Source organism: Corallococcus sp. AB011P, assembly GCF_003611605.1.
Classification (GTDB): Bacteria; Myxococcota; Myxococcia; order Myxococcales; family Myxococcaceae; genus Corallococcus; species Corallococcus coralloides.
Map to the genome: position 1 here is coordinate 368034 of NZ_RAVX01000002.1, position 22945 is coordinate 390978.

The window sequence follows — 22945 nt, forward strand, 5'->3', positions numbered from 1 at the left end:
TGGGGGGTGGATCCACGGCCGCCGTTACCCTGCACGCCTGCCTGCTTCCTGGAAACAAGAAGAAGGCTGTCGCAGCATGGACGTCCCGCCTGACATCCACCTCGTGACAGACGCCATGCCTCCCCTGCCCTCCCGCGCCGCCCGGGTGTTCTTCATCGCGCTGGCGCTGGCGCTTGACTCCGGCTGCCGCGACCCGGCGCCCCCCGCGGGCATCACGGTGTTGTTGGAGGCCCCACCGGACAGCCTGGACGATCGCTTCGCCCTCACGGCCCATGGACAGCGGCTGGCGCAGCTCGTCAGCCCGGGGCTCCTCACCTTCGATGACGCGAGCCGGCCCGTGCCCCAGCTGGCGGAGTCCTTCCGGGAGGTCTCGCCCACGGTGGTGGAGTTCGTGCTCCGCCCGGGGCTGACCTTCCACGACGGCAGCGCCCTCACCTCAGAGGACGTGAAGGCCACCTTCGATGCCCTGAGGGATCCGAAGCTGGGCAGCCCCAAGCGCGAGCGGTACGAGCCGGTGGAGCGGGTGGAGGTGGTGGACGCCCGCACGGTGCGCTTCCACCTGAAGCGGCCCTATGCGCCGCTGCTCGCGGAGCTGTCCGCGGCCATCCTGCCCGCGGAGCGCGTGGGGCCCGGAGGCATCGAGGCGCAGGGAACGCACCCGGTGGGCGCGGGCCCGTTCCGGTTCGAGTCATGGCCGGACGAGGAGCACCTGACGCTGGTCCCCTTCGAGGGCTGGCATGGAGGCAGGCCCGCCGTGTCGAGGCTGACGTTCCGGGTGGTGCGGGACGAGACAACGCGGGTGCTGGAGCTGCTCAAGGGCCGTGCGGACCTGGTGATGAACAACGTGTCCCCGGCGGTGCTGCCCGCGCTGCGCAAGTCGCCCCACCTGCGCGTGGTGACGAAGCCGGGCACGGGCTTCACGTACCTGGGCCTCAACCTGCGCGAGGGACCGCTCGCGGACGTGCGCGTGCGCCAGGCGCTGTGCCACCTCATCGACGTGCGCCCGTTGGTGGAGCACAAGCTGCACGGGCTGGCGGAGCCCGCGTCCAGCATGCTGCCTCGCGAGCACTGGGCCTTCACGGAGACACCGGGATGCGGCTACGCGCCTGAGGAGGCGGCCCGGCTGCTGGACGCGGCGGGGTATCCGGATCCGGACGGGCCCGGGGGCCAGCCGCGCTTGTCCTTCACCTTCAAGACGAGCACGGACCGCTTCCGGCGCGCGGTGGCGCTGGTGCTCAAGGAGCAGTTGGCGAAGGGCGGGATCGCGGTGGAGGTGCGGGCGCTGGAGTTCGGGACGTTCTTCGAGGACGTGCGTCGGGGGCGCTTCGAGCTGTTCACGTTGAAGTGGGCCGCCGTGATGGAGCCGGACCTGCTCCGGGGCGCGTTCCATTCCGCGAACATCCCCGGCCCCGAGAATCACTGGGGCGGGTTCAACCGTGGAGCACTGAAGGACCCGAAGCTGGACCGCGTGCTGGACGCGGCGACGCAGGCGTCTCGCGAGGAGCGGAAGACATTGTACGCGGAGGCGCAGCGGGAGCTGGACACGGACATGCCCGTCATCCCGCTGTGGCATGAGACCAGCGTCGCGGTGGTGTCCTCGCGGCTCGCGGACTTCGAGCCCAGCGCGCATGGCTTGTTGCTGCCGCTGGCGAAGGCGCGGGAAGTGACGCCCGAGCGTGGGGGCACGCCGTGACCCGGAGGCTCGTGTCCGCGGTCATCGCGATGGTCGGGGCGCTGCTGCTGGTGTCGCTGTTCCTGCACCTCGTGCCTGGGGACCCCGTGGACGTGATGCTGGGGGAGCAGGCGACGCAGGTGGACCGCGCGGCGCTGCGGCAGGCCGTGGGGTTGGACCTGCCTTGGTACGCGCAGCTCTGGACGTTCGCTCGCGACCTGACCACGGGAGAGCTGCGCACGTCGCTGCCTCCGTTCCAGCGCAAGGTGCTACCAGCCTTGGGCGCGGCGCTGCCGTACACGCTGCTGCTCACGGTGTCGGCCATGGCCGTGTCCCTGATGCTGGCGCTGCCCCTGGGCGTGATGGCGGCGGCGCGGCGAGGGACGCCCGTGGACGCCGCGGCGATGGGCGTGTCCGTGGCGGGTGTCGCCCTGCCCCGCTTCTGGTTGGGCCCGGTGCTCATCATCCTCTTCGCGCTGAAGCTGGACTGGCTGCCCGTGTCGGGCGCGGAGTCGTGGCGGCACCTGGTGCTGCCCGCGTTCACGCTGGGCACCGCGCTGGCCGCGTTCCTCGCCCGGATGACGCGCGCGACGATGCTCGAAGCGCTGCGCGAGGACTACGTCACGGTGGCCCGGGCCAAGGGCCTGTCGCCCCGCGTGGTGCTGTGGAAGCACGCGTTCCGCAACGCGCTGCTGCCGCTGGTGACCGTGCTGGGCCTGGAGTTCGGCGCGCTGCTGGGCGGCGCCATCGTGACGGAGAAGGTGTTCGCGTGGCCGGGCATGGGCACGCTGCTGCTCACCGCCATCGAGAAGCGCGACTACAACACCGTGCGCGCCACGGTGCTCCTCTTCACCTTCTGCTACGTCGTGGTCAACACGTTCACCGACCTCGCGTATGCGTGGGTCGACCCGCGCGTGCGGAGGCGGTCATGAGCGCGGCCCATCGCTTCCGGCTGCACTCGTGGGGCGCCCGGTTCGGGCTCGCCGTCGCGTGCGTCTGGGTGTTCACCGCATTGTTCGCGCCGTGGCTCAGCCCCCACGCGCCGGACGCCATCGACCTCACGCGCGAGCTGTCGCCCCCGACATCCCAACATCTGCTGGGCACGGGGGAGAACGGCATCGACGTGCTCACGCACGTGCTGTACGGCGCGCGTGTGTCGCTGGAGGTGTCCTTCTTCGCCGTGGTGCTGTCGGCCGCGGTGGGCATCACCCTGGGCGGCATCGCGGGCTACGCGGGCGGGCTCGTGGACGAAGCGCTGATGCGGCTGGTGGACGTGCTGCTCGCGTTCCCCGGCATCCTGCTGGCGCTGTTCATCACCGCGGTGCTGGGCCCCAGCCTCGCCAACGTGGTGTTCGCTTTGTCCTTCACCGGATGGACGGGCTACGCGCGGCTGACGCGTGGACAGGTGCTCACCCTTCGCGAGCGCGACTACGTGCAGGCCGCTCGGGCGCTGGGCAGTGGACCGGGCCGCATCCTCGTGCGGCACATCCTGCCCAACGCGGCGGGGCCATTGCTCGTGCTGGCGACGTTCGCGCTGCCGGGTGCCATCGTCGCGGAGGCGTCCTTGAGCTTCCTGGGACTGGGCGTCCCGCCGGGCACGCCGTCATGGGGCGCGCTGGTGGACCAGGGGACGCAGTACCTGCTGGTGGCGCCGCACGTGGCCCTCTTCCCCGGCATCGCGCTGGCGGTCACCGTGCTGGGCTTCAACCTGCTGGGCGACGCGCTTCGCGACGCGATGGATCCACGTCACGAAGGCCGGTGACTTGAAGGCCCCGGGCGTCCCTGGCAGGAAGCAGGGACGGAGGTGACGAGCACATGAAAGCCGTGGTGCAGCGGGTTCTAGAAGCGTCGGTGACGGTGGACGGACAGCGCGTGAGCGAGATGGGCCCGGGCCTGCTCGTGCTGCTGGGCGTGGGCAAGGGCGACACCGACGCGGACATGACGTGGATGGTGGAGAAGCTGGCCACGCTGCGCATCTTCGAGGACGCCGACGGCAAGATGAACCTGTCGCTGGAAGACACGACCAAGCACCTCATCGTGGTCAGCCAGTTCACGCTGTACGGGGACGCGCGCAAGGGCCGACGGCCCAGCTTCATCGACGCGATGGAACCCGTCGCGGCCAAGGCCCTCTATGAGCGCACCTGCGAAGCGCTGCGCCAGCGCGGCCTCACCGTGGGCACCGGCATCTTCGCCGCGGACATGAAGGTCGCACTCGTGAACGACGGGCCGGTCACCATCCTGCTGGAGAGCCCGCCGAAGGCCGCGGCTCCTGCCTGAGCCTCTTTGAAAGGTGATGCATCATGGAATCCTTCGAGTGGCTTGCAAACGTGCTCGCGCGAATCGACGCCTACCCAGTTCGGGGTCATGCGCTCTATGTCCGAGACAATCATCCGCTCGGATTGCAGACACCCATGCTGGTTCTGCAACGGGACGTCTACTCGGATGAACTGCCAGAGCCAGCATGCAAACACGGCTTGCACAAGGCGCTCTCGGTTGCTGACACACGGTCGATTGTCGCGAATGCGAGGCTCCAGAAAGAGGATGCCTCCCCAGCGGAGCTTGTTGAGGCATTCAACTTCTATTGGAAGCACGATGCGTTCATCGACTTGAGTCCTGGTGCCGAAAGGCCTCCAAGCCGGAGAACGGATTGACGAGCCTCTGGCGACCTATTCAGCGCACGTCCAGCGTGCGGCGGAAGAACGCCACGCCCTCCGCGTTCGTGCGCGCGTGCGAGGCCGGGCGCGTCCCCGCCACCGGGTCGCGGCACAGCATCGCGATGACGTCGAAGCCCTTCGGGTAGCACTCGGGCAGGAAGCTGAAGTGTCCCGCGTCGTCCAGGACCACCGTCGTCGTGGTCGCGGTTGGCAGCAGCCCCGCCAGGTGCATGCCGTGCCCTTCGTGCGGCATCAGCTCATCGCCCTTCGCGAGCACCAGCTCCACGGGCTTCTGGACGTCGGCGGTGTCACGCGCCTCGAAGGAGGCCGCCATGCCCGGCGCCATCGCGAACGCGGCCTTCACTCGCGGATCCAGATACGACGCTCGCGCGTGCTTCATGTCGATGCGGCGGTAGTCCACGTCGCGCAGGCCCTCGCAGCCAATCTCCTCCTTGGTGCCCGGCGTCTTGCAGCGCTTTTCAATCCACTCGAGGTTCAGGTTCAGCCCCACCAGCGCGAGCGCCGTGTAGCCGCCCATCGAGTGCCCCGCCGCGCCGATGCGCTCCGGATCCACGCGCGAGCCCCACTTCGGATCCTTCAGCAGGTGGTCCAGGATGACCGTGAAATCTTGCGGACGCTCGTAGGCGCGCGCGAAGCCCTCCGGGCTCGTGTCCCCGAAGGTGTTGCCCGGGTGGTTCAGCCCCACCACGACGAAGCCATGCGCCGCCAGGTTCGCGCCGAACCAGGCCAGGTCCATCACCGAGCCGCCGCTCCCGTGCGACAGCAGCACCACCGGCCAGCGCTCCCGCGCGTCCGATAGCGGTGCGTCCTTCGCGCCATGGAAGGGCTTGAACAGGTCCGACGGCGCGCGGTTGTCCATCGGAGTGCCGGGCGCCACCGGGTACCAGACCAGCGGCTTCAGCGTGCGACGGCGGACCGCGTCCTCGTACGTCAGCGACTGCGTGACGCCCACCGCGTAGGCCGCGTCCGCTCCGTAGAGCGACGTGTGGTCCGTGCGCGGAGCCTCCGCCGCCTTCCTCGAGCAAGAACAGCCGCCCGTCAGCACCGCGGCGGCGACGAGGAACATGGAACCCACGGGGAACAGGAAGCGGCGCATGGCCCGGAGCATGACCGGGAACGACAGGGCAAGGAAACGAGGGAAGCGCCGCCCGCCTCAGCCGGGCAGCACCAGGGACCTGGCCCTCAGGTCACAGCCGCACGGTGGTCCCGCGCGTCACCAGCGCGGCCAGCCCCTGCTTCGTCTGCGCGGCGCTGCGCAGGTGCAGCGTGAGCGCGCCCAATTCGCGGATCCACGTGGCCGCGTTCGGGCCCAGGCCGGAGAACAGCACGGACAGGGGCGGCGGCTGGGGCAGCTTCCCCGTCCAGTAGCCCAGCACCTCGTCGCGCTCCGGCAGCACCGGCAGCTTCAGGCGCTCCTGCTCCCGCGTCAGCAGCCGCTCCAGCTTGCGCGGCAGGTTCACCTGCCAGTGCAACACCGTCTTCGCCGGCCGCCAGGCCCAGTCCGCGAAGGCGAACCGCTCACGGACCGCGTACTCCCCACGGCCCTGCGTGACGAAGACGCGGTCCGGCGGGAACTCCGGGAAGGGGTCCCACTGCCCGGCCAGGAGCGACGCCAGCCCCTGCTCGCCCGGGGGGCGCCGGCGGAAGTTGTCCCGCACCACGCGCGCCGCCTTCGTGTCCCAATAGGGATAGGCCGGGTCCTCCACCATCAGCGCCAGGTTCAGCGCCTCGTCCCACTCGTCCGCGTAGCCGCCGGGGGACCCGCCCACCTCCCAGCCGCCGGGCGCCTCGCGCCAGGGCTGGAACACCAGCCGGTCCACCAGGTCCATCCACCCGTCCGAGTCCACCGACCCCACGCCCCCCGGCAATGCCGACGAGGCCAGCCGCTGGCAGAGCGTGAACGCCTGCGCGTCCCCCAGGTGGTTGGACAGGGCCTCCAGCGCGCCGGAGGCATCCCCCATGGCGCGCGTGAAGAAGGGCAGCACCTGCTCGTGGAAGAAGCGGTCGTTGATGGGACGCAGGACGACGTCCATGCGGGGCGTCTCCTGTCAGGCCCTCAGGGCCGAGCGTCTTCCTGGACGATGAGGGCGTGGATGTCCGCGGCCGAGGGCGCCTCGAGGATGGCCGCCCGGAAGCGCGGGTTCTTGAACAGCCGCGAGATGCGCGCCAGCGCCTTCAGGTGCACCCCCGCGCTGTTCTCCGGCGCCACCAGCGCGAAGAACAGGTGCGTGGGCTTGCCGTCGATGGACTCGAAGTCCACCCCCGCGCGCGACACGCAGAAGGCCGCCTGAAGGCTGTCCATGCCCGCCAGCTTGCCGTGGGGGATGGCCACGCCTTCACCAATGCCCGTGCTGCCCAGCTTCTCGCGTTCCTGGAGCACCGCCACCAGCCGGTCCTCGCGCAGCGTCGGGTGCGCCCTGACCAACGTGGCACTCAGCTCGCGCAGCACCTCCGCTTTCGTCCGGGCTTGCATGTCCGCGACGACCGCCTGGGGGCTGAGGAAATCGGCGATTCTCAATGGCGCTCCCGCACTGGCGCTCCGGGCCGGCAATGATTCCTCGGCCGGCAATTACTCCTCACACTGGATTCGCGCAAGGGTCGCCTGGGCGGTGGCAGGCGCTTCGCTCACTGCGCGTCAGCCCGGGCCGTTCCCCCCCACCCGGCCCCGGGCCCGGGGATGGCCCCGGACCCGGTTCCCCGGCACGGACGACTGCCTGTCAGGTGCCGGTGGCGGCCACCGGCGCGTCGGGCAGGTGCGGCTCGATGAGGCCGAACCCGCCCTCCTTGCGGCGGTAGACGATGGACAGCGCCTGGGACTGCTGGTTCTGGAACACGTAGAAGTCGTTGTTCATCAGGTTCATCTGCATCACGGCGTCGTCCACGGACAACGACTGGATGGCCAGATGCGTGGTGCGCACCAGGCGGGCGACACCCGACTCGGCCACCGGCGCCTGCTCGGCGGGCGCGGCCTGGGCGGCGGGCGTGGAAGCCTCCGCGGTCGCCTCCGGCTCGTGGACCTCGAAGACGTCGTGGCGGACCCGCACCAGGTCCTGGCGGTGGTGGACCTTCTCCTTGCCGTGGTGCGACTTGAGCTTGTCGCGGTAGCGGCGCAGCTGCCGTTCGATCTTGTCCATCGCCAGGTCGATGGACGCGTACATGTCATCGCTCTTCTCACGCCCTCGGAGGACCCAGGCGCCGGAGTGGATGGTGATGTCCGCATGATGCAGGTGCCGCTCCAACGACAGCACCACGTGGGCTTCACCAGCCCGGTCCAGCAGTCGGTTCACCCGATCGACCTTTTCACGGGCGTACTCCTTCAGGGAATCCGACGCTCCGAACTGACGGAAGGTGATGTTGAGCTGCATGCGTGGCCGCCTCCTAGGGAGAGAGGTAAGCTCCGTGACAGATCAGAAACGGAGCCCACGCCGAAAGCAACCCGGCCCCCCAGGTTGGAACTTCCCGTTCACGGCTCGCGCTCGCGAAAGCGACCGCAATAGGACACGTCTGGTGTCCGCTGCATGGCACGGTGAGGGGATTCCGACCCGGGCCTCATTTTCCGGTCAGCAGTCCCCCACACCGCGTGCGTGGCGCTCAGGCCAGCAACATGCCTGCGGATCGTCCCGCGGCCCGGCGGATTCAGGGCACCACGGAGAGCACGAAGTCCTGCGCGTGGTAGACGGCGCCCGAGCACGACGCCACACCCGTGCACTCGCTCACGACGCCTTCCAGGGCCGCGCTCAGCGTCAGGGTGTGGTTCGCCTGCGGGGTGCCCGCGGGGATGGCGACGGTGACCTTGTTGCCGTCCTGCGTGACGGCGAGCACGCCGGGCGCGCGGCCCTCTTCACGCAGGAGCAGCGCCTCCACCGGCCCGGGCACCTCCGCGGACGGCTCCCAGAGGAAGTCATAGGACTGGCCCACGCGCAGCTTGTCCGGGGTGCCCTCGCCCTGGAACGTGAACTTGCGCTTGGCCTTGGCCTTCTTCGCCACCAGACGCACCGTGCTGGTGGCGTCCTGCAGCTGCACGACGATGTCCTCCAACGGCTCGCGGCCCCAGGCGGCCGGGTCGAAGTTGAAGTAGACGCGGCTGTTCTCGCACGCCTCCGAGCGCCCACCCACGTCCGACGCGCCGCCCGGCACCAGCGTCATGGGCTGGCCGTTGAGGGTGGCCGTCACGTCGTCGGCGAAGCGCGAGCACGGGCCATCCGCCACCGAGTAGCTGACGGTGAAGCGGTGCGCGCCCTGCGCGTCCGGCGTCTCTGCGTCATCCACGTCCGCCAGCGCGAAGGTGAGCGAGCGGTCCGACAGCTCCGCCAGCGTCATCACCTTCGTCTCGCCGCCGCTACAGCCGGTGAGCGCCACGAGCGCCCCCAGGACGGTGAGGCGGGACACGGTTCGACGCGGGCTCGGAGCAGGGAAGGTCATGGCGGCCGGCACCCTATCACTCCCGCGCCAGCAGTCCTTCGAGCCGCGCCTTCACGCCAGGCCACTCGGTATCGATGAACCCGTAGTACGCGCTGTCCCGCACCACGCCGCCGCGCACCAGCATGTGGTTGCGCAGGATGCCCTCGAAGGAAGCACCCAGGCGCTCGATGGCCGCCCTGGAGCGCGCGTTGCGGCTGTCCGTCTTGAGCTGCACGCGCATCACGCCCAGCGACTCGAAGGCGTGCGTGAGGAGCAGGTACTTGCACCCGGTATTCACCCGCGAGCGCCACGCCCGCCGCGCCAGCCACGTGGAGCCGATTTCGAGCGTGCGGTACTCGCGGGAGATGTCCAGGTAGCGCGTGGTGCCCACCACGGCGCCGCTTGCCTGCTCGCGGATGGCGAAGGGCCGCTCGGTGCCCGCGGCGGCCGCCTTCAGCGCGCTGGCGACGTAGTCCGCGACGTCCGCTTCCGTGCGCAGCACGCGCGAGAAGTGGGCGAAGATTTCCGGCTCGCACACCGCCGCGAGCGCGGGCACGTGCTCCAGCGTCAGCGGCTCCAGCCGCACCGCCCTCCCCTCCAGGGTGACAGGCGGGACGACGAGCGGCACGGGGTCACGGCGGGGAACGCCGACATCGGCGGGGAGCACGGGGTCCATGGACCGCTTCATGCCCCAAACCGGCCCTGCTGTGCAGGGCCGGTGACCGCAGGGTCGGTGATGTCGGACGGCTCAGAAGTACTTCTTGCGCTTGCTGCTGGGGAGGATGCCCAGCACCTCGCGGTACTTGGCCACCGTGCGGCGGGCGATTTCAGTGCCCTGCGAGCGCAGCAGCTCCACGATCTTCTGGTCCGAGTACGGGTTGCGCGAGTCTTCCTGCGACACCAGCTGCTTGATGTGGTGCTTCACGGCCTCGCTGGCCGTGTCCTCGCCGGACACGCGCGCGATGGACGAGTTGAAGAAGTACTTCAGCTCGAAGATGCCCTGCGGCGTGTGCACGTACTTGCTGGTGGTGACGCGGCTGACGGTGGACTCGTGCATGCCGATGTCCTCCGCCACGTCGCGCAGGATGAGCGGCTTGAGGTGCGCGATGCCCTTGTCCAGGAAGTCCCGCTGGAACTTCACGATGCTCTCGGTGACCTTGTAGATGGTCCGCTGCCGCTGGTGGATGGAGCGGATGAGCCACATCGCGCTGCGCAGCTTGTCCTGGATGAACTCCTTCGTCTGCCCGGGGCTCACCGCGCCGTTCTTGAGCGCGTTCCGGTACATGCCGGAGATGCGCAGCTTGGACAGGCCGTCGTCGTTGAGGACCACCGTGTAGTCGTCGTCCCCCAGCTTGTAGACGAAGACATCCGGGGTGATGTACTGCGCGTCATCCCCGCTGAAGTTGCGGCCCGGCCGCGGGTCCAGCTTCGGGAGCAGCTTCGCCGCCGCGACCACCTCGTCCAAGGTGACCTTGAGGTCCTTGGCGATGGCCGGCAGGTTCTTGCTCTCCAGGTACTTCATGTGCCGCTTGATGATGAGGCCCAGCAGCGCCGCGTTCGGGTTCTTCATCGCCTGCAGCTGGATGAGCAGGCACTCCTGCAGGTCGCGCGCGCCGCAGCCGCGGGGCTCCAGGTTCTGGATGCGGCGCAGTGTGCGCTCGGCCACGTGCATGGGCACGTCCGCCTCGTTGGCCAGGCGGATGAGCGGGTCGCCTTCAATTTCGGGCAGCTTGAGGTAGCCGTCGTCGTCCAGGTTCCCCAGGATGAGCACCGCCACGCGGCGCTCGGCCTCGTTGAGCCGCAGCGTGCCCAGTTGCTCCTGGAGGTGGTCGACCAGGTCCTCCTTCTTCACCATGTTGGCTTCGAACGACGGCAGGTCGTCCGTGGCCACGTTGCCCTTGTTGGAGGCGGTGGTGGGCTCGTTGAACTGGTAGCTGTTGAGGTAGGACTCCCAGTCAATCTCCGGGGGGCCCTCGCCGTCCGCCTTGAACTCCTGGGCGTTCTCCGGCGTCGCCGACGGCAGATCCACGTCGCGCGCGACTTCCGCGTTGTCCGCTTCGAGCGAGGCCTCGCCAGGCTCCTTCTCGCTCACCTCCCCGGGCATGCCCTCCTCGGGCTGCTCCAAGAGGGGGTTCTGCTCCATCTCCTCGCGGACCTGGTCCAGGAGCTCCATTCGCGAGAGCTGGAGGAGCTTGATGGCCTGCTGCAGCTGGGGCGTCATCACCAGCTGCTGGGCGAGCTTCAGGCTCTGTTTGAGTTCCATCGCCATGTGGGGGCGTCTCCGGAAGGCTTGCGTGCCACTTGATTGGAGGTTCCAATCAAGGACCGTGCCAACCTAACAAGGACCCCCGGCCACGTCCAGTGCCCCAGCACATGGTTTCTGATTTGCAGCGTCAAAAATCCGCTGGAAATCCGACAGGTTGTCGCAACCCCTGCTCGCCTGGCAGATGTTCAGACGTCGACGCAAAAGCGGGGCCAACTTCACTGCGAGCATCTGGAGACATACGGGGAGAGCGGCTTTTCACGGAGCCTGGAGACGGAACCGGTCTCCCAGGTAGACGGCCCTCGCGCGGGCCGAGCCGGCGATCTGCGCGGGGGTGCCCTCTTCCAGAATCTGCCCCTGTGCGATGATGTAGGCCCGGTCACAGATGCCCAGGGTGTCCTGGACGTTGTGGTCGGTGATGAGGATGCCCAGGCCCCGCTCCCGCAGCAGGTGGATCTGCCGCTGGAGGTCGCCCACGTTGATGGGGTCCACGCCGGCGAAGGGCTCGTCGAAGAGGATGAAGCGGGGGGCGGGGATGAGGCTGCGGGCGATTTCGGCGCGCCGCCGCTCGCCGCCGGAGAGCGTCTCGCCCCAGGACTCGGCGACGTGGGAGAGGCCGAACTCCTCCAGGAGGGTGTCCGCGCGCTGCTTGCGGTCCTGGGCGGTGAGCCCCTTCTGGAGCTCCAGCACGGCCAGGAAGTTCTCGCGCACCGTGAGCTTGCGGAAGACGGAGGCCTCCTGAGGCAGGTAGCCCACGCCGCGGCGCGCGCGGCGGTGCATGGGCAGGTGGGTGAGGTCCTCGTCGCCCACGCGCACCCGGCCCGCGTCCGGCGTCACCAGGCCCACCACCATGTTGAAGCTCGTCGTCTTGCCGGCGCCGTTGGGGCCCAGCAGGCCCACGACTTCACCCGGGGCGACGTTGAAGGACACGTCGCGCACCACCTGGCGCTTGCGGAAGGACTTCTGGAGCCCTTCGGCGAAGAGCTTCGCGTCGCTCATGGCTTCGTGCCCGGGGGCTTGGGCGCGGGGGCCTTCTTGCGGGTGCCGGGGACGGCGGTGGTGGACGGGGAGTCCACGAGGATGCGGGCGTTCTCCACCTCCAGGCGCTCGCTGCCCAGGACGAGGCGCACCTTGGTGCCGGTGAGGTAGGTGTTGCCCTGGCGGGCCTCCGGGGAGCCCGTCACCACCAGCACGCCCGAGGGCACGTCGTAGTCGGCGCGCTCGCCCCGGGCCTGCCGGTCACCGTCCACTGCGCGCACGTTGCCGGCGCACACCACGCGCGTCACCTGGCGGGTGGCGTTGTAGTAGCCGGTCATCTTGTCGCAGCGGATGTCCATGGTCTGGTGCTTCACCACCACGTTGCCGGTGAGCACCGCCTGGTTGCGGTCGCCGGTGACGTGGTCCGCGGCCAGGTCCACCGGGTTGCGCAGGCCGGTGGGCGCCAGCGACGTGCCCGGCGCGGGCGGCGGCGCGGCCGGAGTGCCCGCGTCGGGAGGCTTCGCGGCGGGCGCGGTGGGGGCACCCGGCTTCGGGGCCGAGGCTGCCGGAGTGGCCTGCGCGACGACCGGGGCGCCAGGAGCGGCGGGCGCGGCGGCCTGGGAGGACGCGGGCTGGGCCAGGAACAGCGCCATCACGAGGAACTCAATCACTCCGTCGCTCCACCCAGCACGGCTTGGACCGTGCCCTCGAAGGTGAACGTCTGGTCCGCGGAGGACAGCGTGAAGCGGTCCGCCCGCATCTGGTAGTCCGGGCCCCTCATCGTCACGCCCTCGTCGCCGTGGGCCCGCCGCGCGTCCGAGTCGTAGGTCAGCCGGGGGGTATTGGCCACCAGGCCCTCCGCCGTCTGCACGACGACACCACCCGACCCCACCCACCTCTTGGACGCGAGGCTGCCATCCATATTCGGCGCGGTGATGGTGGTGCCCTCTTGCTGGGAGGCGGGCGAGCCCTTGCCAGGGGGCAGGCGCACGACGACCTCGGTGGCCTGCACCTCGCCCCCCGCGCGCCGGTAGTTGACGCGCGAGGCGGTGCCGGAGACCTGGAGCGTGTCGCCTTCGTAGGAGCGCAGGTGCGCGCCCTCCAGCACCACGTCCGGGCGCGGCTCGTTCGCGGCGCCCGGGGCCGGACGGCGCGGCGCGCAGGCGGTGGCGAGGAGTCCCAGGAAGCTCAAGGCAAGCAGGCGCGGCACGAGGCCCTCCTTATCACCGCGCCGGGGCGGACGGTGCGGCGGCGAGGGCCGGGGGAGCGTCCTCGGGAGGACGCGTCTTCCAGCGCTGATGCATCCACACCCACTGTTCGGGGGCGCGGCGGATGGCCGCCTCGATGCGCTGCGACAGGGCGGCGGTGAGGGCCTGCACGGCCGCTTCACGCTCCGTCGCGTCCGGGTGCGGCACCTCTTCCATGGTGAGCCGGTAGCCCTGGCCGTCGCGCTGGCAGAAGCCCACCACCACCGCCGCGCCGGTGCGCAGCGCCAGGTCCGCCGCCGCGCGCGGGGTGGCCGCCAGCTCACCGAAGAAGGGCACGAAGACGGACTGCACCTTGGTGTCCTGGTCGATGAGGATGCCCAGGATTTCGCCGCTCCGCAGCGCGCGGAGCATGGCCCGGGCCGCGCCCTCCTGGCCGCGCCAGATGCTCCGCACGCCGCCCTTCGCCCGGAAGTCCTCCACCAGCGCGGTGAGGCGCGGGTCACTGGTCTCCTTCGCGATGCTCTGGCTGGGGTAGCCCGCCTTCGCCACGCGCCGGGCGAGCAGCTCCCAGTTACCCACGTGGCCGGACACGAAGACGACGCCCTTCCCCTTCGCCAGCGCGGCCTCCAGCACCTGGCGGTCCGCGTCCGGCCAGGACACCAGGGATTCCAGCCCGGCCTCCAGCGCCCGCGCGGAGGCGACCTCCAGGGCCGCGGCGGCCAGGTGGCGGAAGGCGTCACGGGCGAGCGCGTCACGTTCCGCCCCGGTCCTCTCCGGGAAGGCGCGGGCCAGCGACTTGAGCGCCTTCCTCCGCTCCCCACCCGCGAGCGCATAGGCCCAGCCGCCCAGGGTCATGCCCAGGGTGCGGGCCGTGTCCAGCGGCAGGAACTGGAGCAGGCGCAACATCCCGGCGATGAGCAGGTAGCGCAGGTAACGCTTGAGGCGCTTTGTTAAAGGGGGACGCTCCACGACGCGTCTCCATATCCCATGCGCGAATACAACTTCGACGGCCTCATTGGTCCGACCCACAATTACGCTGGCCTCTCGCCGGGCAACCTGGCGTCACAGCACCACGGCGGCCAGCCCAGCCACCCCCGGGAGGCGGCGCTCCAGGGGCTGGAGAAGATGCGCTTCGTGTCGGAGCTGGGCGTGGGCCAGGCGGTGCTGCCGCCCCAGCCGCGCCCCTCGCTGCGCACCCTGCGGGCCCTGGGCTTCACGGGCTCCGACGAGGAGGTCATCACCCGCGCCGCGCGCGACGGGGAGCACCTCTTGCGCCTCACCTCCAGCGCCTCCGCCATGTGGACGGCGAACGCGGCCACCGTGGCGCCTTCGGCGGACACCGCGGATGGCCGGGTGCACCTGACACCCGCGAACCTCACGCAGATGTTCCACCGCGCCATCGAGGCGGACACCACGCACGCGGTGCTGCGCGCCATCTTCGCGGACACGAAGCACTTCCAGGTGCACGCGCCGCTGCCGGGCGCTTCGCACTTCGCGGACGAGGGCGCGGCCAACCACACGCGCCTCTTCACGCCGGGGCACAAGGCTGTGCACGTGCTCGCCTGGGGGCGCAGCGCGTGGCAGGACGTGAAGGGGCCGCAGCGATTCCCCGCGCGCCAGACGCTGGAGTCCAGCCAGGCCCTGGCGCGGCTGCACCAGCTGGCGCCGGAGCAGGTGGTGTTGCCGCAGCAGCACCCGGACGGCATCGACGCGGGCGCGTTCCACACGGACGTGCTCGCGGTGGGTAACGAGCGCTTCCTCATGCTGCACGCGCTGGCCTTCGTGGAGCACCCGAAGCTCCTCCAGACGCTGCGCGAAAAGCTGGGCGACGCCTTCCGCTTCGAGGTCGCGACGGACGCCGAGCTGCCGGTGAAGGACGCGGTGCGCGCCTATCCGTTCAACTCGCAGGTGCTGTCGCTGCCGGACGGCAGCATGGCCATCATCGCGCCCATCGAGAGCCGCGAGACGCCCACCGCCCACGCCTTCCTGGAGCGCGTCGTCGCCGGGGACAACCCGGTGAAGGCGGTGCACTACCTGGACGTCCGGCAGTCCATGAACAACGGCGGCGGCCCGGCGTGCCTGCGTCAGCGCATCTCGCTCACGGACACGGAGCGCGCCGCCATCACCGCGGACGTCTTCTACTCGCCGGCCCTGCATGAAGGGCTCGCTGCGTGGGTGCGCAAGCACTACCGCGACGTGCTCAAGCCGGAGGACGTGCGCGACCCGCAGCTCGCGCGCGAGACGATGACCGCGCTCGACGAGCTGACGCGCCTGCTCAAGCTGGGCAGCGTTTACGACTTCCAGCAGTGACGTGAGGTGGCCCGCCCGCCTGCCCTCCGGCGTACCCGACGAGGGCAGGCCGCCATGGCCGCCCCGTTCGGGTGGCAATGGCCGCCCGCGTCGTCCGGACACACCTTGTACGTGAAGGAGGTGATGTCCCCCATGATTCCGAGTGCCATTCAAAGCTATCTGCGGCGCCATCGCGTCCCCTTCGAGCGGTACGCCCACGCCCGGGCCGTGACCGCGATGGAGCTCGTGGACGCCCTCAACGTGCCCGGCTGGCGCGTGGCCAAGTCCGTCATCGTGCTGGCCGACCGGCAGCCCTGGATTGTCGTCGTGCCCGCGATGGCGACCGTGGACCTGCGGCAGGTCCGTCACACGCTGGGCGTCCGCACCGCGCGGCTCGCCGCCGAGTCCGAGTTCGCCGACCACTTCCCCGACTGCGAGACGGGCGCCGAGCCTCCCTTTGGCGAGCTGTACGGCCTGCCCGTCGCGATGGACGAGTCCCTGAGCGTCAACGAGCGGCTGCTGTTCCGCGCCGGTTCGCACGAGGAGGCCCTGGAGATGCGCTTCCAGGACTTCGCGCGCCTGGAGTGGCCGTTGGTCGCGTCCTTCATCCAGCCGCTCTCGCGTGAGGACGAAGAGAAGGCGCCGTCATACGGAGCGCCCGCGGAGGACTCAGGCGCGTCGGCCTGAGGTCCTCAGGGAGGGGGAGCGTCGCTGACCGCCGGTGAACCCGGCGGTTCCAGTTCCTGCCCCTTCGCGTCCTCCAGCAGCGCCTTCTTGTGTGCGTCTTGGAGCGCACGCTCGCGTTCCTCCAGCCGCGCCGCCCAGGCCTCACCCTCCGCGCGCCGCGCATCGGCGAGCGGCATGAGCCGCAGGCCCTCGTGCACCGAGCGCGCCGCCGCGTCGTAGCGCGACAGCAACTCCTGCAACCGGGCCACCGCGAAGTGGCTCTCCGGACCGGGCAGCAGCCCCACGACCGAGCGGCGCTGCTCCAGTGCCCGGGCCAGCAGGCCCTCCTTTTCGAAGCTGTCCGCCTCCAGCGACAGCAGGCGTGCGCGCTGCCGCAGGTCGGTCAGGTACGGCGCCATGGCGGCCAGCGTGTCCCGGGACCTGCGCGTGAGCCCGACCTCCTGCTGCCGCGTGGCCAGCGTGAAGGCCAGCTCCACGTCATGGGGGAAGCGCTTCACGAGCGCCTCCAGGGACTCAAGTGCCTCCGCGCGCTTTCCCTGTGCACGCCACACGTCCGCGCGCAGCAGGTGCGTGGCCAGTGTGTCTGGGGCGCGCCGCTCCACCTCCGCGCAGGCCGCCTCCGCCGCGAGGAGTTCTCCCTGGGCCAGCCGGCCGCGTGCTTCCTGCATCCACAGCGCGATGGCTTCGGGCCGGCCCTCGAAGTGTTCACGCGCCCAGGTGAGCCATTCGAGTCCCAGCACTCGGCGCGAGGGCCCGGCGAGCAGCGCCTCCGCCAGCTCCACCACCTGCCCGGGCGCTTCGGACGTGAGGGTCTTCAGCTCCTCGACCGTGCGGGCACGGGGCATCGCCTCGCTGATCAGCACGCGCGTGTCCCCGGCCTCGTGCGCGAGCCGGTACTCCAGGAAGGCCTGCTCGCGCCGGCCCAGGTGCAGCAGTGCCCGTGCGGCCACGCGGTGCGCGGGCGCATCCAGGGGCCGTAGGTACAGCGTGTGATTGACGAAGCTCAGCGCGTCCTTCGCGCCTTCGGCGCCATTCGACACGGAGGCCATCGCCATCAGCCGGTACAGCAGGTAGTCCGCCGGGTGCACGTCGATGAGCTGGAGCCCCAGCGCCCGCACCTCCGCGCCCGGCGCCCGCGCCGCCACGCGCTCCGCCAGCAGTGCTTCCGCGTCCGCCATCCTCCGTTGTCCCGGCACGAGCGCGACGAGCATCACGACCGTGAGTCCCGCCGCCAGCGCCAGCGCGGGACCGGCGGGCAGTGTGCCCATCTTCGTGCGGCGCGCGGCCATGCGCTCCGCTTCACGGGGCCGGGCCACCGCGCCCAGCACCACCGCGACCGCCACCGCGCACGCGGGCAGCTCCAGGCTGAAGTCGAAGAGGTTGTGCAGCGCCAGCGCGGCCACACCGGACAGCGCCGCCAGCTCCACGGGCCCGTGGTCCTCGCGCCGAACGCGCTTCAAGCAGGCCCAGACACCCAGCCCGAGCAGCAGCAGTCCCGGCACGCCCCACTCCGCCGCCGCCTGCAACACCGCGTTCTCCGGGTGCGTGAAGGTGTTGGGGTTGGGCTCGGTCTGGTAGCGCGGGAAGGCGGCCTCGAACGCGCCGCGCCCCATGCCCAGCACCGGGAAGGCGCGGGCCGCGCGGGCCATCATCGGCCAGGGCTCCATCTTGCCGCGGCGCAGGGACTCCACGCCGTCCACGGTGCGCGCCTCCGCCCACAGCTGATCCGCCGCCAGGTACGCGCCCACGGACAGCGTCGCCAGCAGTCCCAGCAGCACCGCCGCGCCCCGTCCCCACGCGGGCCGGGCGGCAGTGCGCGCCTCGCGACGCTGCTTCATCAACCACGCGGCGAGCAGCACCTGACCAAAGACGAAGAACACGATGCCCGCGCGAGACAGAGACAGCAGCACGCCCGCGCCGGAGACGAGCGCCGCCATCGCGAAGGGCCACGCGCGCGAACGCGGCTGCTTCGACAGCGCGAGCCCTACCGCCACCGTCGCGCACAGCCCCAGGAAGCCCGCGAGGTGGTTGGGATTTCCGAACGGCGTCACCAGCGGCGGCCGCGCATGCACGTACGCCCGCAGCCCGAACAGCGTCTCCACGCCGAACAGCGCGTGGCCCAAGCCCACCGTCGCCACCGCCGCGCCCGTGAACGCCAGGACCGCGAGCAGCCGCTGCCTCGACGCGCGAGCGCGGCACACCTGCACCGCCGCGACGAACGTGAGGAGATAGGCCATGTGCTTCGCCAGCTCACGCCAGGTGGCGGAAGGCTCCAGCGACACCGGCCGCCAGCCCGTGAGGCCCAGCGGAACGAGCACGTCCTCGCGCAGCGCCGCGGCCTCCGGACTCACCCATGCGAGCAGCCCGGGTGGCAGTGGCACGAGTTGCAACGCGCACAGCACCCCGGCGCCCACCAGCGGCGCGGCGAGGAGCGGCACGCGCGGGGTCTCTCCCTGCCTACGGGCCCCCACGAAGGCCAGCACCGCCGCGGCCCCGGACAGCACGCCCAGCGGCCAGGACACCCAGTGCGCCGCGCCGCCAAGCGCCACCGGGCCCAGCACCACCAACGCCGCGAGCGCCACTTCCGCGTAGACGGTGTACCGGGAGACGCGGTGGGAGCCAGGAGCCATGCGCGGCGCGGGAGTATGTCACGCTCTTGGCGAGCCTCCGGAGCTTGTCCCCTCGGCCAGCGGGCGTGACGCCTGGACGCCTCCTCCCCGGGAGCGGCCTTCTTCCAGGGCCAGGGCCCGCGAATGAACGCCCTGCCCGGGACACCGCTTGCATCCGGGGAACCATCTGGCATCTTCCTCCGACCCCATGCGTCGCTTCCTGCTCACCGCCGCCGTCCTCTGCGCTTCCCTCTCCGGACTCACCGCGTGCAAGACCGCATGCCGCGAGTTGTCCGAGAAGCTCTGCGAGTGCGCCCTGAACTCGGTGGAGAAGCAGGCCTGCCAGCAGCGCGCCGCCGACGAGGAAGGCCGCGTGGAGCCCGTCGCCGAGGACGAGGCCGTCTGTGAGGCGAAGCTCGACGGCTGCGACTGCCGCACCATCGAGACCGAAGAGGGCAAGAAGGCCTGCGGCCTCGCTCGCTGAAGTCGCGTTGCCGCGAGGCTCGCACTTCGCGCCCCGGAAGCGCCCACGCATCACCCGCTGAACGCCGGCCGCTGAAGGGACGGCGCCCGGCATCTCCCGCGGACTAAGCGCCCGGGGCCACTCGCGCCGGAGCCGGTCGCGCGGACGCGCCATCCACCCACGGCTGAAGCCCGCGCCGCACCCGCGTGCGCCACGGCGTCTCCACCCACCGGTGCACCGCCACTGACGCGGGCACCAGCAACACCAGCAGCACCGCCAGGAAGCGCGTGGGCGACGACAGGTCCACAAACCACTCCAACGCGTACACCAGCTCGCTGACAGGGTACTGCAACAGGTACAGCGCGTAGCTGGCTCCGCCCAGGTGCACCAGCCACGGCCTTGCCAGCACCTGCCCCAACACACCGCCGCCGCGCGCCAGCCCGTACACCAGCAGCGCCGAAGCGGGCGCCAGCAGCGCGTTGTGCATCAGCGGATACGGAATCCGCGCGCCCTGCGAGAAGCCCGCGACCAGCAGCGCCGCGCCCGCCAGCGCCATCACCGCGCCAGAGCGCCGGGACGCCACCGTCGCCGCCGCGCGCTCCCGCACGAACACGAGCCCCAAGAGCACGCCCAGCAGGAACTCCGGCAGGCGCATCAGCGGGTTGAACTTCACCACCGTCAGCCACATGCCGCCGGACGCCGCGTTCAGCGTGCCCGGCCCATCCGGCCGCAGCACCAGGTAGAGCACCGGTGGCAGCAGCCCCAGCAGCCACACACCCACCAGGGCCGCCGTCATGCGCGCGCCCCGGAAGCGTTCCAGCCGTCCTGCCAGCGCGGGGAACACCGCGTAGAAGAACGCCTCCACCGACACGGACCAGGCCGGCGGGTTCCAGTACAGCGCCAGCTTCGGCACCCACGACTGGAGCAGCATCAGCACGGTGAGCCCCGCCGTGGTCAGCTTCGCCGCCGCCACCGGCACGGAGTTCGCCGCCAGCGAGCCCTGCGCCGTGGGCACCGCCGACAGCAGGAACATCAGGAGGAACACCGGGTAGACGCGCGCCACCCGCGCGCTCCAGAAGGCCCGGGCCGAGGTCTGCATCCCGCCGACCGTGTCCACGTAGTTGTACGCGAGCACGAAGCCGGACAGGAGGAAGAAGACCCCCACGGACGCATAGCCGGAGGCCATCACCTGCACCATCCACTCCGGCGCCACGCCCTTGAGGCACGGGGTGCCGAAGTGGAACAAGACGACGTGCAGGGCCGCCAGGAAGCGCAGCCCTGTCAGTGCATCCAGTGAGCCCCCGGACTGCTGCTTCATCTACTTGCGGCCGATGCCGAAGTAGGTGAAGCCCTGCTCACGCATGCGCGCGGGCTGAAAGATGTTGCGGCCGTCGAAGACGACCGGCGACTTCATCAGCGACTTCATGCGCGCGAAGTCCGGGTGGCGGAACTCGTTCCACTCCGTCACCACGAACAGGCCGTCCACGCCCTCCAGCGCGTCGTACGGCAGCTCCGCGTAGCGGATGCGGTCGCCGAAGACGCGCTTCGCCGCGTGCGAGGCCACCGGGTCATGGGCAATCACCGACGCGCCCTTGCCGATGAGGCCCTCGATGACCTCGATGGAGGGCGCTTCACGCATGTCGTCCGTCTTCGGCTTGAACGCCAGGCCCCAGACGCCGAACTTCTTGCCCTCCAGCGTCCCGTAGTGCTTCACGGCCTTGTTCACGAGCAGCTTCTTCTGCCGCTCGTTGGTGCGCTCCACCGCGCGCAGCAGGTCCAGCTCCAGGCCGTACTCACGCGCCGTCGTGACGAGCGCCTTCACGTCCTTGGGGAAGCAGGAGCCGCCGTAGCCCACGCCCGGGAAGAGGAACGGGTAGCCGATGCGCTTGTCCGCGCCCAGGCCCTTGCGCACGAAGTCCACGTCCGCGCCCACCTTCTCGCAGAGCGCGGCCACGTCATTCATGAACGAGATGCGCGTCGCGAGCATCGCGTTGGCCGCGTACTTCGTCAGCTCCGCGGAGCGCGTGTCCATGAACAGGATGGGGTTCTCCGTGCGCACGAACGGCGCGTACAGCTCCCCCATGAGGGTCCGGGCGCGCTCGGTGTCCGCGCCAATGACGACGCGGTCCGGCTTGAAGAAGTCGTCCAGCGCGGCGCCTTCCTTCAGGAACTCCGGGTTGGAGACAACGTCGAACTCCACGTCCGTCACCTTGGCGATGGCTTCGCGAACCTTGTCCGCGGTGCCCACCGGCACGGTGCTCTTGTCCACCACCACCGTGTACTGCTTCATCGCGCGGCCCACCGCCTGCGCCGCCGCGAGCACGTACTGGAGATCCGCCTCGCCGCTCTCACCTTCAGGGGTGCCCACGGCAATGAACACGGCCTGGGCGTTCGCCACGCCCTCCGTCAGGTTCGTGGTGAACGTGAGGCGCTTCTCCTTCACGTTCTTGCGGATGAGCTCCTCCAGACCCGGCTCATAGATGGGAACCTGTCCATCCTGGAGCATGCGGATCTTCCGCTCGTCGATGTCCACGCACGCGACGTCGTTGCCCGAGTCCGCGAAGCAGGTGCCCGCGACGAGTCCGACGTAACCCGATCCGATAATGGCAATGCGCATTCTTTGAGTGTCCTGGTTTCGACAGGTGGCGTCATGAACTCATACGCCGACCGGAGCACTGAAAGAAAGCCCGGGCACGAAGGACCGCCGAGCGACCAGACAGCCTCATCGCCCCGTGAGGAGACGTCGCAGTCGATCCACACCCCGCAGGGCGGAGGAACGTCCGGGGGTGCTCACCGGACCCACCACGCCCCGGTCCAGAAGCTCACGGGTCGCGCGGCGCAGCGGCGGGAACGCGGCGGTGGCCTGCGCCTCCGCCTCCGGGAACAGACGCGCCACGATGGCCAGCGACGTGTAGAGGGCGCGCTCCAGGCCGAACGCCTCCGCGCGCGACAAGAGCGCCGGGACGTCCATCGGGCGCGAGTACACGCCGCCCATCCAGGTGGCGCCGGTGATGAGCTCGCGCAGGTCCACGAACGACAGCCACGGCACGTCGTACCCGTGGTGGGCCTGGTCCAGCGCCGTGAGCAACAGCGCGTCCTCCAGCTCCGGACGGAAGACGGACTGCCCGTAGACCTTCATGGGTCGGGCGCGCTCGAAGATGCCGGCCAACTGCTCACGTCGGTTCGCGCCCAGCACGTCCGCGTAGAGGTGGATGGGGGTGCGGCCGTCGGACACGACGCGCGCGGCGCCGCTGTTCGTCGTGTCCTCCTCCGGGACGAACTCGTGGTTGGACAGGTAGCCGGCGAAGCCGTCCACGTCCATGCGGCGCACCAGCACCTGGATGTCCAACACGGGCCGGAAGCCCACGTGCGGATAGAGCGCCTCCGCGAAGGCCGCGCCGCCCAGGAGCAAGAGCTTGCGGCCCTCCAGCTGATCCACGATGCGCTTGAAGTGGACCAGCTTCATGACGTTGTCGTTCACGGAGCCGGTGTAGATGGACATCATCCGGTCGCGGGCCCACTCGGGCGCATCGCCGCCGCCCATCCGGTACTCCAGGTTGTACGCCGCGAGCGGCGCCAGTCCCTGCGCGATGGCCCAGTCGACGTACGCCTCCCAGGGCGCGCCCCGGAGCTTTCCGCGCGGGGGCTCGAAGGAGGACAGGACCCGGAAGGTGTCGAGGAGGCTGGGCGCCATGGTGCG

Annotated in this window: 23 protein-coding genes; 8 read left to right on the plus strand and 15 right to left on the minus strand. The window is 70.4% G+C overall.

What is annotated here, in order from left to right; translation table 11 throughout:
- Positions 1-76: 76 nt before the first annotated feature.
- The 5 genes from D7X30_RS06790 to D7X30_RS41590 are packed head-to-tail and all read left to right on the plus strand — an operon-like array spanning position 77 to position 4323.
- Entirely contained in the window at positions 77-1693 is a 1617-nt protein-coding gene (locus D7X30_RS06790) for an ABC transporter substrate-binding protein (RefSeq protein WP_120562028.1), read from the plus strand.
- Complete coding sequence (locus D7X30_RS06795; protein WP_199724194.1) at positions 1690-2604, plus strand: ABC transporter permease; 915 nt, start codon at positions 1690-1692, stop codon at positions 2602-2604. The genes D7X30_RS06790 and D7X30_RS06795 overlap by 4 nt, the downstream gene beginning before the upstream one ends.
- Positions 2601-3434 (plus strand): ABC transporter permease, encoded by an 834-nt coding sequence (locus tag D7X30_RS06800; RefSeq protein ID WP_120562029.1) that lies wholly within the window; start codon positions 2601-2603, stop codon positions 3432-3434. Before D7X30_RS06795 ends, D7X30_RS06800 begins: the two co-directional genes overlap by 4 nt.
- 53 nt (positions 3435-3487) lie before the next feature.
- Positions 3488-3949 carry a D-aminoacyl-tRNA deacylase gene (dtd, locus tag D7X30_RS06805; protein WP_120562030.1) on the plus strand — a complete coding sequence of 154 codons (462 nt, stop codon included), beginning with the start codon at positions 3488-3490 and terminating at the stop codon, positions 3947-3949.
- Positions 3950-3972: 23 nt separating this feature from the next.
- Positions 3973-4323 (plus strand): hypothetical protein, encoded by a 351-nt coding sequence (locus tag D7X30_RS41590; protein ID WP_147443130.1) that lies wholly within the window; start codon positions 3973-3975, stop codon positions 4321-4323.
- Between the two features lie 19 nt (positions 4324-4342).
- On the opposite strand, the gene D7X30_RS06810 is transcribed toward D7X30_RS41590, so the two are convergent.
- From D7X30_RS06810 to D7X30_RS06860, 11 genes are all read right to left on the minus strand, one after another.
- Entirely contained in the window at positions 4343-5443 is a 1101-nt protein-coding gene (locus tag D7X30_RS06810) for an alpha/beta fold hydrolase (RefSeq protein ID WP_233591431.1), read from the minus strand.
- Positions 5444-5534: 91 nt separating this feature from the next.
- A complete protein-coding gene (locus D7X30_RS06815; RefSeq protein WP_120562032.1) occupies positions 5535-6380 on the minus strand; it encodes a hypothetical protein in 846 nt (281 codons plus the stop codon).
- Positions 6381-6403: 23 nt separating this feature from the next.
- Positions 6404-6865, minus strand: coding sequence for a PTS sugar transporter subunit IIA (locus tag D7X30_RS06820; protein ID WP_120562033.1), 462 nt, complete (start codon positions 6863-6865; stop codon positions 6404-6406).
- A 199-nt stretch (positions 6866-7064) separates the two neighbouring features.
- Positions 7065-7712 (minus strand): ribosome hibernation-promoting factor, HPF/YfiA family, encoded by a 648-nt coding sequence (gene hpf, locus D7X30_RS06825; RefSeq protein ID WP_120562034.1) that lies wholly within the window; start codon positions 7710-7712, stop codon positions 7065-7067.
- 271 nt (positions 7713-7983) lie between these two features.
- Complete coding sequence (locus D7X30_RS06830) at positions 7984-8769, minus strand: hypothetical protein (protein ID WP_120562035.1); 786 nt, start codon at positions 8767-8769, stop codon at positions 7984-7986.
- Between the two features lie 16 nt (positions 8770-8785).
- Positions 8786-9424 carry a GNAT family N-acetyltransferase gene (locus tag D7X30_RS06835; RefSeq protein WP_120562036.1) on the minus strand — a complete coding sequence of 213 codons (639 nt, stop codon included), beginning with the start codon at positions 9422-9424 and terminating at the stop codon, positions 8786-8788.
- A gap of 72 nt (positions 9425-9496) precedes the next feature.
- Complete coding sequence (gene rpoN / locus D7X30_RS06840; RefSeq protein ID WP_120562037.1) at positions 9497-11017, minus strand: RNA polymerase factor sigma-54; 1521 nt, start codon at positions 11015-11017, stop codon at positions 9497-9499.
- Between the two features lie 252 nt (positions 11018-11269).
- The gene (lptB, locus tag D7X30_RS06845; protein WP_120562038.1) at positions 11270-12010 is read right to left on the minus strand and encodes an LPS export ABC transporter ATP-binding protein; all 741 of its coding nucleotides are present in this window, start codon (positions 12008-12010) and stop codon (positions 11270-11272) included.
- Complete coding sequence (locus tag D7X30_RS06850) at positions 12007-12660, minus strand: LptA/OstA family protein (RefSeq protein WP_120562039.1); 654 nt, start codon at positions 12658-12660, stop codon at positions 12007-12009. Before D7X30_RS06850 ends, lptB begins: the two co-directional genes overlap by 4 nt.
- Positions 12657-13199 (minus strand): LPS export ABC transporter periplasmic protein LptC, encoded by a 543-nt coding sequence (lptC, locus tag D7X30_RS06855; protein ID WP_120562040.1) that lies wholly within the window; start codon positions 13197-13199, stop codon positions 12657-12659. Before lptC ends, D7X30_RS06850 begins: the two co-directional genes overlap by 4 nt.
- Before the next feature lie 13 nt (positions 13200-13212).
- Complete coding sequence (locus D7X30_RS06860) at positions 13213-14166, minus strand: lysophospholipid acyltransferase family protein (protein ID WP_120562041.1); 954 nt, start codon at positions 14164-14166, stop codon at positions 13213-13215.
- Positions 14167-14184: 18 nt separating this feature from the next.
- On the opposite strand from D7X30_RS06860, the gene astB reads away from it, so the two are divergent.
- Positions 14185-15507: an N-succinylarginine dihydrolase gene (gene astB, locus D7X30_RS06865; RefSeq protein WP_120562042.1), complete on the plus strand. Its 1323-nt coding sequence runs from the start codon at positions 14185-14187 to the stop codon at positions 15505-15507.
- 132 nt (positions 15508-15639) lie between these two features.
- Entirely contained in the window at positions 15640-16173 is a 534-nt protein-coding gene (locus D7X30_RS06870) for an aminoacyl-tRNA deacylase (RefSeq protein ID WP_120562585.1), read from the plus strand.
- 5 nt (positions 16174-16178) lie between these two features.
- Here the strand turns inward: D7X30_RS06870 and D7X30_RS06875 are convergent, their stop codons facing one another.
- Entirely contained in the window at positions 16179-18803 is a 2625-nt protein-coding gene (locus D7X30_RS06875) for an O-antigen ligase family protein (RefSeq protein ID WP_120562043.1), read from the minus strand.
- Positions 18804-18990: 187 nt separating this feature from the next.
- Here D7X30_RS06875 and D7X30_RS06880 point away from each other — a divergent pair, with 187 nt between their 5' ends.
- Entirely contained in the window at positions 18991-19266 is a 276-nt protein-coding gene (locus D7X30_RS06880; protein WP_120562044.1) for a hypothetical protein, read from the plus strand.
- 103 nt (positions 19267-19369) lie between these two features.
- Here D7X30_RS06880 and D7X30_RS06885 read toward each other — a convergent pair whose 3' ends face one another.
- The 3 genes from D7X30_RS06885 to D7X30_RS06895 all read right to left on the minus strand — a co-directional run bounded on the left by D7X30_RS06885 (position 19370) and on the right by D7X30_RS06895 (position 22939).
- Positions 19370-20563: an acyltransferase gene (locus D7X30_RS06885; RefSeq protein WP_120562045.1), complete on the minus strand. Its 1194-nt coding sequence runs from the start codon at positions 20561-20563 to the stop codon at positions 19370-19372.
- The gene (locus tag D7X30_RS06890; RefSeq protein WP_120562046.1) at positions 20564-21862 is read right to left on the minus strand and encodes a UDP-glucose/GDP-mannose dehydrogenase family protein; all 1299 of its coding nucleotides are present in this window, start codon (positions 21860-21862) and stop codon (positions 20564-20566) included.
- 105 nt (positions 21863-21967) lie between these two features.
- On the minus strand, positions 21968-22939 hold the full coding sequence (locus D7X30_RS06895; protein ID WP_120562047.1) for a nucleotidyltransferase family protein: 972 nt from the start codon (positions 22937-22939) through the stop codon (positions 21968-21970).
- Positions 22940-22945 lie beyond the last annotated feature (6 nt).

Excerpts from the sequence above, each read along its gene's own strand:
- D7X30_RS06790 (WP_120562028.1), top strand. The coding sequence starts at position 77 with ATGGACGTCCCGCCTGACATCCACCTCGTGACAGACGCCATGCCTCCC.
- D7X30_RS06800 (WP_120562029.1), top strand. The coding sequence starts at position 2,601 with ATGAGCGCGGCCCATCGCTTCCGGCTGCACTCGTGGGGCGCCCGGTTC.
- dtd (WP_120562030.1), top strand. The coding sequence starts at position 3,488 with ATGAAAGCCGTGGTGCAGCGGGTTCTAGAAGCGTCGGTGACGGTGGAC.
- D7X30_RS41590 (WP_147443130.1), top strand. The coding sequence starts at position 3,973 with ATGGAATCCTTCGAGTGGCTTGCAAACGTGCTCGCGCGAATCGACGCC.
- D7X30_RS06810 (WP_233591431.1), bottom strand. The coding sequence starts at position 5,443 with ATGCGCCGCTTCCTGTTCCCCGTGGGTTCCATGTTCCTCGTCGCCGCC.
- D7X30_RS06815 (WP_120562032.1), bottom strand. The coding sequence starts at position 6,380 with ATGGACGTCGTCCTGCGTCCCATCAACGACCGCTTCTTCCACGAGCAG.
- hpf (WP_120562034.1), bottom strand. The coding sequence starts at position 7,712 with ATGCAGCTCAACATCACCTTCCGTCAGTTCGGAGCGTCGGATTCCCTG.
- D7X30_RS06830 (WP_120562035.1), bottom strand. The coding sequence starts at position 8,769 with ATGACCTTCCCTGCTCCGAGCCCGCGTCGAACCGTGTCCCGCCTCACC.
- D7X30_RS06835 (WP_120562036.1), bottom strand. The coding sequence starts at position 9,424 with ATGGACCCCGTGCTCCCCGCCGATGTCGGCGTTCCCCGCCGTGACCCC.
- rpoN (WP_120562037.1), bottom strand. The coding sequence starts at position 11,017 with ATGGCGATGGAACTCAAACAGAGCCTGAAGCTCGCCCAGCAGCTGGTG.
- lptB (WP_120562038.1), bottom strand. The coding sequence starts at position 12,010 with ATGAGCGACGCGAAGCTCTTCGCCGAAGGGCTCCAGAAGTCCTTCCGC.
- astB (WP_120562042.1), top strand. The coding sequence starts at position 14,185 with ATGCGCGAATACAACTTCGACGGCCTCATTGGTCCGACCCACAATTAC.
- D7X30_RS06870 (WP_120562585.1), top strand. The coding sequence starts at position 15,640 with ATGATTCCGAGTGCCATTCAAAGCTATCTGCGGCGCCATCGCGTCCCC.
- D7X30_RS06875 (WP_120562043.1), bottom strand. The coding sequence starts at position 18,803 with ATGGCTCCTGGCTCCCACCGCGTCTCCCGGTACACCGTCTACGCGGAA.
- D7X30_RS06880 (WP_120562044.1), top strand. The coding sequence starts at position 18,991 with ATGCGTCGCTTCCTGCTCACCGCCGCCGTCCTCTGCGCTTCCCTCTCC.
- D7X30_RS06885 (WP_120562045.1), bottom strand. The coding sequence starts at position 20,563 with ATGAAGCAGCAGTCCGGGGGCTCACTGGATGCACTGACAGGGCTGCGC.
- D7X30_RS06890 (WP_120562046.1), bottom strand. The coding sequence starts at position 21,862 with ATGCGCATTGCCATTATCGGATCGGGTTACGTCGGACTCGTCGCGGGC.
- D7X30_RS06895 (WP_120562047.1), bottom strand. The coding sequence starts at position 22,939 with ATGGCGCCCAGCCTCCTCGACACCTTCCGGGTCCTGTCCTCCTTCGAG.